Source organism: Corynebacterium segmentosum (genome assembly GCF_900637825.1).
GTDB classification, from domain to species: domain Bacteria; phylum Actinomycetota; class Actinomycetes; order Mycobacteriales; family Mycobacteriaceae; genus Corynebacterium; species Corynebacterium accolens.
In genome coordinates, this window is record NZ_LR134408.1 from 2,205,828 (window position 1) to 2,218,660 (window position 12,833).

Genomic DNA, 12,833 nt, shown 5'->3' on the forward strand with positions numbered 1-12,833 from the left:
TGAAAATCGGGGCACATCACGGCCCAACTTTGCCTTCCGCCTCCAGATTAACCGGCAGAGCCAAAATATTGGTCACATTAAGTGTCATTTTTCCCACTCCGGTTATATCCACCGCCGTGAGCGGACGTTTACCAAGCGCACCACGAACAATTGTGATATTAGGCGTGATATCCTCCACACCATTTCGGGGGTAGCAGAGTTGCCCATTCGCCCGTTCCGCGCCACAAGACACCACCCCCGTCAAAGCCTCCGGTTATCCCCCTCCCCCATACGGCGGGGAAAATACCCGGCGCGGCATATTGCTTGCCATGCCTGGACAGGGAAAAATAGGGCGCGATGAATAGCACGGATAATCCTCAAAACACCCCTGCCGGAGAAATGCCGCCGGGTCGCCCGCCGCAAACGGACTTCAACGCGGTCTTTGATAATGACCTGGACTACCCGCGCCTGGGCAATGTCACCTTCCGACGCGGCACGCTCACGGATAACCAGCACCAGCTTTTTGAGCAGCGCTGGCCCGAGCTGGGCCGCGTCTTAAGCGATGAGCTTATCGATGTCGATGAGTGGTTCGGCCGCACCGGCGCCAAGACCATCGTGGAAATCGGCTCCGGCACCGGTACCTCCACTGCGGCCATGGCGCCGCTGGAGCAGGACACCAATATCATCGCGGTAGAGCTCTATAAGCCCGGTTTGGCCAAGCTCATGGGGCAGGTGGAGCGCGAGGGCATCGATAATATCCGCATGATCCGTGGCGATGGCGTGGAGGTCATGGTGCGCATGATTGCCCCGGAATCCCTCGACGGCATCCGCGTCTTCTTCCCGGACCCCTGGCCCAAGGCGCGCCATCACAAGCGACGCATCATCCAATCCGGCACGCTCAACCTCTTTGCCTCCCGGTTGAAGAAGGGTGGCGTCCTGCACGTTGCGACCGACCACGCCGGCTATGCCGAATGGATAGATGAGCTCGTACACGTCGAGCCCAGCCTGGAGTACAAGGGCTGGCCGTGGCCGGATTGCCCGCAATTGGTGGATCGGCAGATCATCACCAAGTTTGAGGGCAAGGGCCTAGATAAAGAACACGTCATTACTGAATACCTGTGGGAGAAGAAGTAAATGAGCACCTATCTACTGGTGTGGGACGCACCCAATATGGATATGGGGCTCGGCTCCCTGCTCGGCGGGCGCCCCACCGCGGCGCACCGCCCTCGTTTTGATGCCATCGGCCGGTGGCTGGTCTACCGCGCGGTGGATGTCGATGCTGATCCGCAGGCCGCAGTATTTACCAATGTCTCCCCCGGCGGCGCCGATGTGATTCGCCCGTGGGTAGAGGCCATCCGCAATGTGGGCTTTGGAGTCTTTGCCAAGCCGAAGATCCACGAAGATGATGACGTGGATCCGGATATGATCGACCACATTGAAAAACTGCGCGATGATCTCGCCGGCGTCGTGGTGGCCTCTGCCGATGGCCAGAATTTTCAGCCCTTGTTAGAAGAGCTCATTGATGAGGGCCTTCCCGTTACCGTCCTGGGTTTCCACGAACACGCCTCCTGGGCCGTGGGCCACCCCGAGATCGACTTTGTTGACTTAGAAGATATTGACGGCGTCTTCCGCGAGCCGCTGCCGCGCGTCAACCTGGATAACCTGCCTGAAGGTGGTGCATGGCTCCAGCCATTCCGCCCGCTGGCTGCGCTACTGAATAATAGCTAGGAGGCTTACCCCACATGTTTGAAAAATGGGGACGATTTTCCTACGCGCACCGCAAGGTCATTCCCATCGTCATCCTCAGTGCCACCCTTGCCCTCTTCGTAGGCTTTGGAACCCAGCTCGAGGAACGCATGAGCCAGGAGGGCTGGGAGGACCCGAATGCGGCATCGACAAGCGCGGCGCAAATCGAACAAGAAACGTTCGGCCGCGATAATTCCGGCGACGTGATTTTGCTCTTTAGCTCGCCCGATAAGAACTTCGATGCCGCCAAGGAGCACTTGGCGCAGCTCAAAGAGGATTACCCGGATCAGATTGACTCTGTCACCAGCTATTTCGATAGCAAGAACCCCAACCTGGTCAATGATGATCACTCGCTGGCCTTTGCCGCTATTGGGCTCAAGGGCGATGATGAACAAACCCTGAAGGATTTCCGCGCCATCGAGGGCGCGCTGACGGATACCTCCGCGCCGGTCAAGGTTGCCGGCGCCACGGCCGTGGCGGACGCCCTCGATGAAGGCATGGCAGAAGATATTGCGCGCGCGGAAAAGGCGGCGCTTCCGCTCGTTGGCCTGCTGCTCCTCGTGGTCTTTGGCTCCGTGGTAGCGGCGTTCATGCCGCTTATCGTCGGTGGCCTATCCATCCTGGGCTCGCTGGGTATTTTGGCCGTCCTGGCCGGTTTCCTGCAGGTCAACGTCTTTGCCCAGGCAGTGGTCACGCTGCTGGGGCTGGGCTTGGCCATCGATTACGGCCTATTTATGGTCTCCCGCTTCCGCGAGGAGCTGGATAAGGGAAGCTCCACCAAGGATGCCGTGGCCACCACCACCGCCACCGCCGGGCAGACCGTGGTCTTTTCCGCGGCGATGGTCGCCGTCGCGCTCTCCGGGCTCTTCCTCTTCCCCCAGGCCTTCTTGAAGTCCGTTGCCTATGGCTCGATTTCCGCCGTCGGCCTGGCGGCCCTGCTGTCCGTCACCGTCTTGCCGGCCCTGTTTGGCATGCTCGGGCCCAAGATCGACCTGTGGTCGGTGCGCCGCACCTCCCGCACGGCCCGCACCATTCAGGACACCTGGTGGTACAAGCTGCCGCGCTGGGCCATGCGCCGCGCCAAAGGCCTGACCCTGGCCATCTGCGGCCTCCTCATCGCGCTCGCACTGCCGATCATGAGCATCACCTTCGGCGGCATCAACGAGACCTACCTGCCGCCCAACCACGACACCCGCGTGGCGCAGGATACCTTCAACGACGAGTTCCCCGCCTTCCGCACCGAGCCGGTCAAGCTCGTGGTGGAAAATGCCACCAACGAGCAGCTTGTCGATGTCGTCATGCAAGTCCGCGGCCTCGACGGCCTGACCGAGCCCATGGGGCCATCGACCGCTACCAAGGACGGGACCACGGTCCTCTCGGCCGGCATTAAGGACCGCGAGGACTACGCGCGAATCGTCCACGAGCTCGAGGATGTCAAAGCGCCCGAGGGCGTCAACCTGTATGTCGGCGGCACGCCAGCCATGGAGGTCGAATCGCTCGATGCCCTCTTCCACAAGCTGCCGTGGATGGCACTGTACGTCGTCCTCGCCACCTTCATCCTCATGGCATTAGTCTTTGGCTCCTTCGTACTGCCGATTAAGGCCATTGTCATGACGCTGTTGACCTTGGGCGCCACCCTGGGCATCCTCACGCTCATGTTCGTCATCGGCGTGGGCTCCGGCGCGCTAAACTTCTCGCCCGGCCCGCTCATGAGCCCCATTCTGGTGCTGATCATCGCCATTATTTATGGCCTGTCCACCGACTACGAGGTCTTTTTGGTCTCCCGCATGGTGGAGGCGCGGCGGCGCGGCGATTCCACGGACGAGGCCATCGCTGCAGGCACCGCGCATACCGGCGGCATCATCACGGCTGCGGCCCTGATCATGATCGTGGTGGCGGGGGCGTTCGGCTTCTCCGATATCGTGATGATGAAATACATCGCGTACGGCATGATTTTTGCGCTGCTTATCGATGCCACAATTGTCCGCATGCTCCTCGTCCCCGCCGTTATGCACCTACTGCGCGAAGATAACTGGTGGGCGCCTAGCTGGCTGCATCACATGACCACTAGGCTTTCTGGTGGTTCCACCCGCCGTGGGAAGACCATTCCCTTCAGTGAATTAAAGCGGCGCCTTGAAGGAGATAAATAATTGAAAAATTGGCTGCAAGTTATCGCCTCGCTCATAGTCCTGGCCATCCTCATCTATGTCTTCCGCGATGAGCTGGATTTTTTGAGCGAAGGCTTCTCACGGCTCTCCCACGCCGAACCGGGGCCGGTAACCCTCGTGGTCGTTGCCTCTATTATTTCCGTCGTGGCGATGGGCGAGGTCATGCGCCTGCTCATCCGCGCCGGTGGGGTGGAGGTTGAGGCCACGGAAACCGCCGCCCTTACCTTTGCATCCAATTCCTGGTCCACCACCATGCCCGCCGGCCCCGCCTTTTCTGCCATTTTGACCTTCCACGTGCAGCGCACCTGGGGCGCCTCGGTGGTCCTGTGCGGTTGGTTCTTCGTGCTGTCATCGGCCATTTCCACCTTGTGGCTGGTGCTTATTGGGCTTGGCGGCGTGCTCTTCCTTAACGCCGATATGGCCCTGTGGTCCCTCATCGGCACGTTGGCGGTAATGCTGGCGCTCTCCGGCGGGCTCTTCTGGCTAAGCAACAACCCCGAAACGCTGGAGCGCTGGGTAAAAAAGCAGCGGCTGGTAAAAGGCTCGAAGCGCGAAGCCCTGCTCGAGCACGTGGAAAGCCTCAAGGAAGTGCACCTCACCCGCCGGCAATTCGCCTGGGCATCGTTCTACTCCTTGGCCAACCGGTTAATCGACATGGTCGCGCTCTGGGGCTGCGTATGGGCCGTAACCGGCCAGATGCCCACGACCGATTCGGCCGATAACACCACCACCATCGCCGGCGTCGCGCTGGCTTATCTCACTGCCAAGCTGGCCGGCTCCGCTCAAGTCACCCCGGCGGGTCTCGGCACAGTGGAAGCAGCGATCATCGCCACGCTCGTGGCCACGGGCATGACCGCGGTCGATGCCACCAGCACGGCGATCATCTACCGCCTTATCTCTTTTGCCTTCATCACCGCTATTGGCTGGGTCATTTATTTCTGGCACTATGCCCGCAAGGGCATTACCTACGCCGCGCTATCCCGTAAAGAAAAAGAAAAGGAAACCGTATGACTTCCACGCGTATCGCACCGCTCATTGACATCATCGCCTTGATGATTTTCGCCATCGCCGCCCGCCTCGCCCACGGTGGCCTGAGCTTTTCCGGCTGGGTCGATGCCTTCTGGCCCTGGGCGGTAGGCGCGCTCATCGGCTGGGCCATCATCCTCGCCACAAAGGTCCAGGGCAAGTGGAAAGAGGGCGTTGTAGTCTGGCTGTCTGCCATCATCGGCGGCATGGCGCTGTGGATCATGGTCAATGGCCGCCTGCCCCACTGGAGCTTCCTCATCGTTGCGACCGTGATGTCCGCCCTGTTCTTCTTTGGCTGGCGGCTATTTGCCCGCAAGTAGCAGATCGTAAAAAGCGACTTACCCTAGAACGCGCATCAGTCAAATCAATTCAGCAAATTTTTGACTTCAAGCCGTCAACCCTACCCCTTATGGGGGTAATCAGCTCGAAATAGCAGTTACAACTAATAGTACGGGAAAAGCTTTTAGTGAATAATTGCCCGTATCCGAGTACAGAACTTCAAAATCGGATACCACTCAATTATCCCCACAAGAAGTTGAAAGGTTCCCGTAGTGAAAGCTGCAACACGTAATTATCTAGCGCTTGTGGCTTCAGGGGTTCTCATGACTGCCGCTTCCCCTGTCGCCGGCGCTATCGATTCCGCCGAATCGGCTCCACCAGTTGAAGAGCATTCAGAACTTCCAGAATCCTCTTTTATTGACGAGGCACTTAAAGGCTCAGGATCCGCTGAAGATTCACAAGAGGCGAAATCAATGGCCGAAGAAGCCTCCAAACTCCCTCCCCTTTCATCAGGGCTCTTGGGCCCAGGTGACCATATCGGAGATCAATACACCGCTTTCTACCACGATCCAGTAGAACTCGACTCCTCGGAGCCTGGACAGCTCTTCCGATCAGAATCTGTGCGCAACCCCAAAAATCCACTTGGCATCAGCAACGTCGGCCCCTATAAGGCAGACCGCATACTCTATTCTTCCACCAACCGTTCTGGAGAAAAGATCCAAGTAAGCGGGATGGTCATTGAGCCCAAGGCCGAGTGGGACGGAGAAGGCCCACGCCCTGTCGTAGCATTTGCGCCGGGAACCCAAGGTTTAGCGGACCGCTGTGCCGCATCTCGTAAAATTGCAGACGGGGTTGGAGACTACGAGCAGTTCTATTTCCATCAGTACCTTAAGAAGGGCTATGCTGTAGTATTCACCGACTACGAGGGCCTTGGCACCCCTGGCATGCACACGTACATGGATCGCGCATCCCAAGGCCATACAGTCCTCGACAGTATTCGAGCTGCGCAGCAACTAGAAGGCTGGGACATTAACGAAACCAACCCAGTATTTATCAATGGCTACTCCCAAGGCGGTGGAGCTGCGGGCCCGACCCCCGGAAAGTGGACACATCGGGGGCTAGCTATGCTGCTGTGGTCAGTATAGCCGAAGTCTTGGTTTCAAAGACATCAGGCGCTACGAGATTGCACCAGGAGTGCCGCCTGCGCGTGTTATAGCGCATGCACCACCGGAAGACCTCTTGGCGACAGGTAATTGGGTTGTCAAAGACTTTCCGATCACGCAAGACTTCTCGCTTTAAGGTGGCGTTAAACGATTCTGCCAGGGCGTTATCAGCACTCGTACCTACCGCTCCCATGGACTGGCGTACACCAAGTTGGGCGCAGTGGTCCCTAAATACCTGTGAGGTATACACACTGCCGTGATCGGAATGGAAAATTGCCCCGTTAAGGCTTCCGCGGACTTTTCTGGCATGAGACAAAGCTTCGATAACCAGCGATACCCGCATGTGATCCGCGAGTGCATGACCGACAAGTTTGCGAGAGTAGACGTCGATGACCGTGGCAAGGTACATGTTCTTGCCACCCTTACACGGCAGGTAGGTAATGTCGCCGACATAAACGCGGTTTGGCTCTTTAGCTGTGAACTTGCGGCCTACTAGATCTGGCATGACGCGGTGACCAGGCTTACGCCTGGTAGTGATGCATCGACGCCGTTTAGTAAAGCCTTGAAGTCCCATGGCTTTCATGATGCGTGCAACTTTCTTGTGATTGACCGGGGTATACGCCGGGTCTTCCTTAAGGCTTGCGGCGATGCGTTTAGCCCCGTAAAGACCATGCTCATCATCGAAGATGGTCTTTATTCTTGCACCTATAAGACCATCGGAATACATCTTTAACCTGCGTTTTTCGCGGGTTTTGACCCATTTGTAAAACGAGGAGCGATTGAGCTTTAACACGTGGCACATCCGCTTAACCGAGTACTCGGTTCGGTGGTCATCGACAAACTGGAAGCGGATCACCAGTGAGTCTCTTCGGCAAAATACTTAGCAGCCTTACGCAGGATATCGCGTTCTTCGCGCAGCTTAGAGACTTCTTTTTCCAGCTGGCGGATTCGCGCAGAATCATTCGCCGCTTGGGCTTGATCGTGCACTGCTTTTATGCGGGCACGTTTGCCGGTGCCGTACTTCTTGACCCATGAATGCAGCGAGGCTCGGTTGATGCCGAGCTCTGCTGATGCTTTGTTCAGCGAGAGGTCCTCGTTGTTCTCATAGAGGGCTACGGCATCGCGTTTGAACTGTTCGGAGTACCTGGACATGGTGGTAGATTACCTTTCTTCCCAGCCCGACTGGGCTGGATATCAGGTGTCCACCGAATGGGGGTCAGGTCCTGCTGCCGCTGCTGCCGAGCTATATGATGACTATGCTCCGGAGCTCAACATCAAGCTTGCGACTATCGGTGCTGCGCCAACAGACCTTACGCTGTTGCCTTCTACCCTCGACGGCTCCTTGTATTTCCTCTTCGAGTCGTATGCCCTTCTAGGGCTAAGCAACTCCTATGGCGAGGATCTATACTCGCATCTCAATGACCGGGGCGCAAGAAAGCTACAGGATGCGACGAATACTTGTACCATGGGGCTCCTTAAGACCGCCGGCACTACCGTTGAGCGGATCAGCAACGATGGCAGAACCGTGCAAGACTTCATTGACAGTGAGCCTTTCAAATCGATGCTGGCAGAGCAGCATATTGGCTACGCTGCTCCCGCGATTCCAGTCGTCATTACGCATGGCCGCGGTGATGACGTGATTCCGTACTCTACTGCTGAACAGCTCGTAAATGAATGGACTGAGCGCGGCGCCGATGTCACTTTCATCCCAAATAACGCCCACACTCACCCGACCGGCACTATTCCGCACATCATCGAATCAGTAAAAGCTATTGACGCTGCGCTACAGCACGAGGAGGGAAGCCAGTAAATACTGCTCCCTTACGCCATGAAAAGGCTCCGATGGGGTTGCCCGTTAAGTGAAAAAGCTTTCCTTTCCGATCTCGTGGGGTAACCATGAAATAGTTGAACTCGGTCTTTCTTCTCTAGCATGAAACTAGGCGCACTAGCGGCCATAGGTCGCGATCAGGGGCGTGAACACCTGTGAGCAGATAGCAGGGCGCTTTTGTCCGGCAATGCGCCGGCGCATTCGCGTATCAGTATGAGCAACAGAACGCGCTCAAAACGTTAGGGCGTGCACATGCAAACGAGCACTAGGACGTGGCAATCACACGGGGCAAGGAGGTCGCGGGCGCGACTTCCGCGGCAGCACCAAACCTATAACTACTCGTAGTGGATTAATCGTCGCATCCTGTTTTCAAAAACTCATCGCACTTATTTGCTCATACGGAGAGTTTTATTAGCTAGCGACCTACTGTGGATGCTCTTCGCTATAGCGCAGCAAGGTTTCCGCAACAATCTGGGCTCCAAGTAAAGCTTCGTCACGCAGCTGTGCTTCGGAGTACTCAACGCCTTTGATGATTCGATGCTCAGCGTGGATAACACTCGCAGTCTGCTGGTCTGCACGGAAAACAACCGGCCACAGCGCACGATTATTAAAGTCGCTGATCCAATTAAGATCCGCTGCTTCGGACTGACGAGCCTGGATCATCCCACCAATACCAATGTTCGTGTCCTGATCAACGATGTAGACAGGAACCCCATTGACCTGAGTCAGCAATCCACCAGTCGACAGCTGCGAGCAGCTAAGCCCCTGAGTAGAAAGTGCCTCCCCAATAGATTCGACGGATGCTTCACGCAATGCTGGCTGCTTCTTTCCAAACAATCCCATGGTCTTACTCCGCCCCTTCAAAAAGTTCTTCAATCTTTCCCAACGCATCGAACCCAACCTGCAGGCTAGCGTCGATGAGCACATCCAGCTGAAATTGGGACACACCTTGGGTGAAGTTGAAGTGATTGCGGAAGACAATCGTCCGGCGTCCCTCGATGAGGTTAGGAACCACTTTGCCGAAAGCCAGGTTGTCATTCGTCGCATTAATAGCGTTCATTGCCTCCAGCTTCTTGTCCGACGGGATTGTTCCAAAAGACTCAATGCGGACAGTGAAATACTCACCCTCGGGAACGAAGATGGCAACACCTTGCGGAAAATGGGAGCCCCACTCGCCGTTTTCCTCTCCCGCAGAAATCTGCAACGTATTCAGAGACTTGACGAGCATGGGAGTAGAGAAAGTGGTGATGTCTTTATATGAACTCATTTTGCTCCTACTTTACAAGAGGTTCTCTAAAGGGAGATCCTTATTGATCCAGATTCTTTCCTTAGCACGCTCATTTAAGTCCTCATAGTAGCTTAAGAAATCTCCGATGGACTGCGCTTTTGCATCTGTAGCTTCTTTTGCTCCAGCCCATACAATTTTGTCCGGTTCGGAAAAATCTGCTTTAAGGATCGGATAGTCGCCGGCTAATGTATCGAAAACAATCGAATCAGCGATTTCGTCGTATAAATAAGGTGACCATGTATAGCGTTGGTAGGGGCCCGACCCCCGGAAAGTGGACACATCGGGGGCTAGCTATGCTGCTGTGGTCAGTATAGCCGAAGTCTTGGTTTCAAAGACATCAGGCGCTACGAGATTGCACCAGGAGTGCCGCCTGCGCGTGTTATAGCGCATGCACCACCGGAAGACCTCTTGGCGACAGGTAATTGGGTTGTCAAAGACTTTCCGATCACGCAAGACTTCTCGCTTTAAGGTGGCGTTAAACGATTCTGCCAGGGCGTTATCAGCACTCGTACCTACCGCTCCCATGGACTGGCGTACACCAAGTTGGGCGCAGTGGTCCCTAAATACCTGTGAGGTATACACACTGCCGTGATCGGAATGGAAAATTGCCCCGTTAAGGCTTCCGCGGACTTTTCTGGCATGAGACAAAGCTTCGATAACCAGCGATACCCGCATGTGATCCGCGAGTGCATGACCGACAAGTTTGCGAGAGTAGACGTCGATGACCGTGGCAAGGTACATGTTCTTGCCACCCTTACACGGCAGGTAGGTAATGTCGCCGACATAAACGCGGTTTGGCTCTTTAGCTGTGAACTTGCGGCCTACTAGATCTGGCATGACGCGGTGACCAGGCTTACGCTTGGTAGTGATGCATCGACGCCGTTTAGTAAAGCCTTGAAGTCCCATGGCTTTCATGATGCGTGCAACTTTCTTGTGATTGACCGGGGTATACGCCGTGTCTTCCTTAAGGCTTGCGGCGATGCGTTTAGCCCCGTAAAGACCATGCTCATCATCGAAGATGGTCTTTATTCTTGCACCTATAAGACCATCGGAATACATCTTTAACCTGCGTTTTTCGCGGGTTTTGACCCATTTGTAAAACGAGGAGCGATTGAGCTTTAACACGTGGCACATCCGCTTAACCGAGTACTCGGTTCGGTGGTCATCGACAAACTGGAAGCGGATCACCAGTGAGTCTCTTCGGCAAAATACTTAGCAGCCTTACGCAGGATATCGCGTTCTTCGCGCAGCTTAGAGACTTCTTTTTCCAGCTGGCGGATTCGCGCAGAATCATTCGCCGCTTGGGCTTGATCGTGCACTGCTTTTATGCGGGCACGTTTGCCGGTGCCGTACTTCTTGACCCATGAATGCAGCGAGGCTCGGTTGATGCCGAGCTCTGCTGATGCTTTGTTCAGCGAGAGGTCCTCGTTGTTCTCATAGAGGGCTACGGCATCGCGTTTGAACTGTTCGGAGTACCTGGACATGGTGGTAGATTACCTTTCTTCCCAGCCCGACTGGGCTGGATATCAGGTGTCCACCGAATGGGGGTCAGGTCCTCTTTAGCTGTGAACTTGCGGCCTACTAGATCTGGCATGACGCGGTGACCAGGCTTACGCCTGGTAGTGATGCATCGACGCCGTTTAGTAAAGCCTTGAAGTCCCATGGCTTTCATGATGCGTGCAACTTTCTTGTGATTGACCGGGGTATACGCCGGGTCTTCCTTAAGGCTTGCGGCGATGCGTTTAGCCCCGTAAAGACCATGCTCATCATCGAAGATGGTCTTTATTCTTGCACCTATAAGACCATCGGAATACATCTTTAACCTGCGTTTTTCGCGGGTTTTGACCCATTTGTAAAACGAGGAGCGATTGAGCTTTAACACGTGGCACATCCGCTTAACCGAGTACTCGGTTCGGTGGTCATCGACAAACTGGAAGCGGATCACCAGTGAGTCTCTTCGGCAAAATACTTAGCAGCCTTACGCAGGATATCGCGTTCTTCGCGCAGCTTAGAGACTTCTTTTTCCAGCTGGCGGATTCGCGCAGAATCATTCGCCGCTTGGGCTTGATCGTGCACTGCTTTTATGCGGGCACGTTTGCCGGTGCCGTACTTCTTGACCCATGAATGCAGCGAGGCTCGGTTGATGCCGAGCTCTGCTGATGCTTTGTTCAGCGAGAGGTCCTCGTTGTTCTCATAGAGGGCTACGGCATCGCGTTTGAACTGTTCGGAGTACCTGGACATGGTGGTAGATTACCTTTCTTCCCAGCCCGACTGGGCTGGATATCAGGTGTCCACCGAATGGGGGTCAGGTCCTATCCTACGATTGCCGTCTGTTTTAGGGCTTTAACACGGAGGATAAGGGCGATCTCGAAATGAGAAGGACATTGCACTATGAATAATGGAGCTATATCTGTCTTGTTTTTATAGCTGTTTTCTTCAGCTATCCATTTGTTTAGTGCCACCGACAGCTTTATTGCTAATCGGCCAATATCGATTTGTTCGATATCTATCCACATAGATCTTCCATTCCGCACTTCAGAATTTGGGCCTGACCCCGGAAAGTAAACGCATTGTTCTCTTAGACGGCCACACCATCGCGTGTGAATTGTTCCCAGTACGTAGACATGGGCGTAGATTACAATTGTGCCAACCCGACCGAGCCAGGTATCAGGTAGCTCCACCAAACAGGGTTCATCTCCGAGGGCAGGAGAGCACGGAATCCACGCCAAACAACGCAGAAATAAACGATGCCAAAGCGTTACGCCAGGTTGACGACAAGGCTTAGCGCCCGGCAGGCGATTTTACTCACCGGTTATTCCTGATGACTATTTTTTGATGCGATTGACCAGTACCGCTCCAACTATGGTGAGCAGTATGAGGATGAGAAACCCGAGGATCGACTTGTTTGCGATACCGACATAACCTGAAATTGCCAGCCCAAATAGTGCAACGACAATCGCATTAGGAGATATTTTATGCCTGTTCATTAGGCCTCCTTCACACTTGATCGTTAAATGGGCCTGACCACCGACAAAACGACTGAATTCGGAAATCCGGCGGCGTACCGACATTGTAGGGCTCTTCCTTAGCCGCAGGTCTGTGATCCGCGCGGTCGGCTCTATTCTAGCCGAACAACATGATGATTGGATCCAGCAAAAGCGCTACATGTCTGTCCTCGATTCAGAAAGAACAGATACACCACTTCTACGGACTTGACCATCCCCGCCACAAACAGAGTATCGAGGATGATTTTTACTCATCCTTTCATCGTGATCCGAACCGGCTAGCACAGCAGGAAGTTGTGTACGGTATTTCCCAGTCAAAGACCGGTTATCACCGTAGAAGAGTGAAAAGGG

The 12,833-nt window shown here is 55.1% G+C and carries 15 protein-coding genes and 1 pseudogene; 8 read left to right on the forward strand and 8 right to left on the reverse strand.

Translation table 11 applies throughout. The annotated features are described in order from the left end of the window. Positions 1-336: 336 nt before the first annotated feature. The 6 genes from trmB to EL217_RS10420 all read left to right on the forward strand — a co-directional run bounded on the left by trmB (position 337) and on the right by EL217_RS10420 (position 6,343). Positions 337-1,113: a tRNA (guanosine(46)-N7)-methyltransferase TrmB gene (trmB, locus tag EL217_RS10395; RefSeq protein WP_126319931.1), complete on the forward strand. Its 777-nt coding sequence runs from the start codon at positions 337-339 to the stop codon at positions 1,111-1,113. Beyond that, a complete protein-coding gene (locus tag EL217_RS10400) occupies positions 1,114-1,707 on the forward strand; it encodes an NYN domain-containing protein (protein ID WP_005279754.1) in 594 nt (197 codons plus the stop codon). Between the two features lie 14 nt (positions 1,708-1,721). Then, complete coding sequence (locus EL217_RS10405) at positions 1,722-3,875, forward strand: MMPL family transporter (protein WP_126319932.1); 2,154 nt, start codon at positions 1,722-1,724, stop codon at positions 3,873-3,875. Beyond that, positions 3,876-4,904 (forward strand): lysylphosphatidylglycerol synthase transmembrane domain-containing protein, encoded by a 1,029-nt coding sequence (locus EL217_RS10410; protein WP_005279752.1) that lies wholly within the window; start codon positions 3,876-3,878, stop codon positions 4,902-4,904. It abuts the gene before it with no gap. Continuing rightward, positions 4,901-5,239 carry a DUF3054 domain-containing protein gene (locus EL217_RS10415; protein WP_005279751.1) on the forward strand — a complete coding sequence of 113 codons (339 nt, stop codon included), beginning with the start codon at positions 4,901-4,903 and terminating at the stop codon, positions 5,237-5,239. Before EL217_RS10410 ends, EL217_RS10415 begins: the two co-directional genes overlap by 4 nt. A gap of 231 nt (positions 5,240-5,470) precedes the next feature. Continuing rightward, complete coding sequence (locus tag EL217_RS10420) at positions 5,471-6,343, forward strand: lipase family protein (RefSeq protein ID WP_232018305.1); 873 nt, start codon at positions 5,471-5,473, stop codon at positions 6,341-6,343. Here the strand turns inward: EL217_RS10420 and EL217_RS10425 are convergent. Next, a protein-coding gene (locus EL217_RS10425) for an IS3 family transposase (protein WP_126319933.1) occupies positions 6,321-7,513 on the reverse strand; the annotation gives its coding sequence in 2 pieces (ribosomal slippage) (positions 6,321-7,234 and positions 7,234-7,513; 1,194 coding nt in all). The two genes, EL217_RS10420 and EL217_RS10425, sit on opposite strands and share 23 nt — an antisense overlap. Here EL217_RS10425 and EL217_RS10430 point away from each other — a divergent pair. Next, positions 7,512-8,171, forward strand: coding sequence for a lipase family protein (locus tag EL217_RS10430; protein ID WP_232018306.1), 660 nt, complete (start codon positions 7,512-7,514; stop codon positions 8,169-8,171). The two genes, EL217_RS10425 and EL217_RS10430, sit on opposite strands and share 2 nt — an antisense overlap. Before the next feature lie 441 nt (positions 8,172-8,612). Here EL217_RS10430 and EL217_RS10435 read toward each other — a convergent pair whose 3' ends face one another. The 7 genes from EL217_RS10435 to EL217_RS11260 all read right to left on the reverse strand — a co-directional run bounded on the left by EL217_RS10435 (position 8,613) and on the right by EL217_RS11260 (position 12,548). Next, positions 8,613-9,032: a hypothetical protein gene (locus tag EL217_RS10435; protein ID WP_005279748.1), complete on the reverse strand. Its 420-nt coding sequence runs from the start codon at positions 9,030-9,032 to the stop codon at positions 8,613-8,615. A gap of 4 nt (positions 9,033-9,036) precedes the next feature. Then, positions 9,037-9,456: a hypothetical protein gene (locus EL217_RS10440; protein ID WP_126319934.1), complete on the reverse strand. Its 420-nt coding sequence runs from the start codon at positions 9,454-9,456 to the stop codon at positions 9,037-9,039. A 12-nt stretch (positions 9,457-9,468) separates the two neighbouring features. Then, complete coding sequence (locus EL217_RS10445; RefSeq protein WP_232018307.1) at positions 9,469-9,756, reverse strand: hypothetical protein; 288 nt, start codon at positions 9,754-9,756, stop codon at positions 9,469-9,471. A 12-nt stretch (positions 9,757-9,768) separates the two neighbouring features. Further along, positions 9,769-10,961 (reverse strand): IS3 family transposase gene (locus EL217_RS10450; RefSeq protein ID WP_126319935.1). Its coding sequence is split into 2 segments (ribosomal slippage): positions 9,769-10,682 and positions 10,682-10,961, totalling 1,194 coding nucleotides; the frame shifts between segments, so codons are not numbered across the junction. Next, positions 10,922-11,368: an IS3 family transposase gene (locus EL217_RS10455; protein WP_420026264.1), complete on the reverse strand. Its 447-nt coding sequence runs from the start codon at positions 11,366-11,368 to the stop codon at positions 10,922-10,924. Before EL217_RS10455 ends, EL217_RS10450 begins: the two co-directional genes overlap by 40 nt. A 50-nt stretch (positions 11,369-11,418) precedes the next feature. Further along, entirely contained in the window at positions 11,419-11,718 is a 300-nt protein-coding gene (locus EL217_RS10460) for a transposase (RefSeq protein ID WP_126319937.1), read from the reverse strand. Positions 11,719-12,302: 584 nt separating this feature from the next. Further along, positions 12,303-12,548, reverse strand: coding sequence for a hypothetical protein (locus EL217_RS11260; RefSeq protein WP_172596686.1), 246 nt, complete (start codon positions 12,546-12,548; stop codon positions 12,303-12,305). Between EL217_RS11260 and EL217_RS10470 the strand changes: the two are divergent. Further along, positions 12,505-12,693 (forward strand): annotated as a pseudogene (locus EL217_RS10470) (transposase); the annotation flags it as partial. The gene EL217_RS11260 and the pseudogene EL217_RS10470 overlap by 44 nt on opposite strands. Positions 12,694-12,833 lie beyond the last annotated feature (140 nt).

Bases quoted from the DNA above. Each gene is read 5' to 3' on its own strand.
- EL217_RS10460 (WP_126319937.1), bottom strand. From the start codon at position 11,718: ATGTCCAGGTACTCCGAACAGTTCAAACGCGATGCCGTAGCCCTCTAT.
- EL217_RS10400 (WP_005279754.1), top strand. From the start codon at position 1,114: ATGAGCACCTATCTACTGGTGTGGGACGCACCCAATATGGATATGGGG.
- EL217_RS10455 (WP_420026264.1), bottom strand. From the start codon at position 11,368: ATGTGCCACGTGTTAAAGCTCAATCGCTCCTCGTTTTACAAATGGGTC.
- EL217_RS10440 (WP_126319934.1), bottom strand. From the start codon at position 9,456: ATGAGTTCATATAAAGACATCACCACTTTCTCTACTCCCATGCTCGTC.
- EL217_RS10430 (WP_232018306.1), top strand. From the start codon at position 7,512: ATGGTGGTAGATTACCTTTCTTCCCAGCCCGACTGGGCTGGATATCAG.
- EL217_RS10435 (WP_005279748.1), bottom strand. From the start codon at position 9,032: ATGGGATTGTTTGGAAAGAAGCAGCCAGCATTGCGTGAAGCATCCGTC.
- EL217_RS10415 (WP_005279751.1), top strand. From the start codon at position 4,901: ATGACTTCCACGCGTATCGCACCGCTCATTGACATCATCGCCTTGATG.
- trmB (WP_126319931.1), top strand. From the start codon at position 337: ATGAATAGCACGGATAATCCTCAAAACACCCCTGCCGGAGAAATGCCG.
- EL217_RS11260 (WP_172596686.1), bottom strand. From the start codon at position 12,548: ATGTCGGTACGCCGCCGGATTTCCGAATTCAGTCGTTTTGTCGGTGGT.
- EL217_RS10405 (WP_126319932.1), top strand. From the start codon at position 1,722: ATGTTTGAAAAATGGGGACGATTTTCCTACGCGCACCGCAAGGTCATT.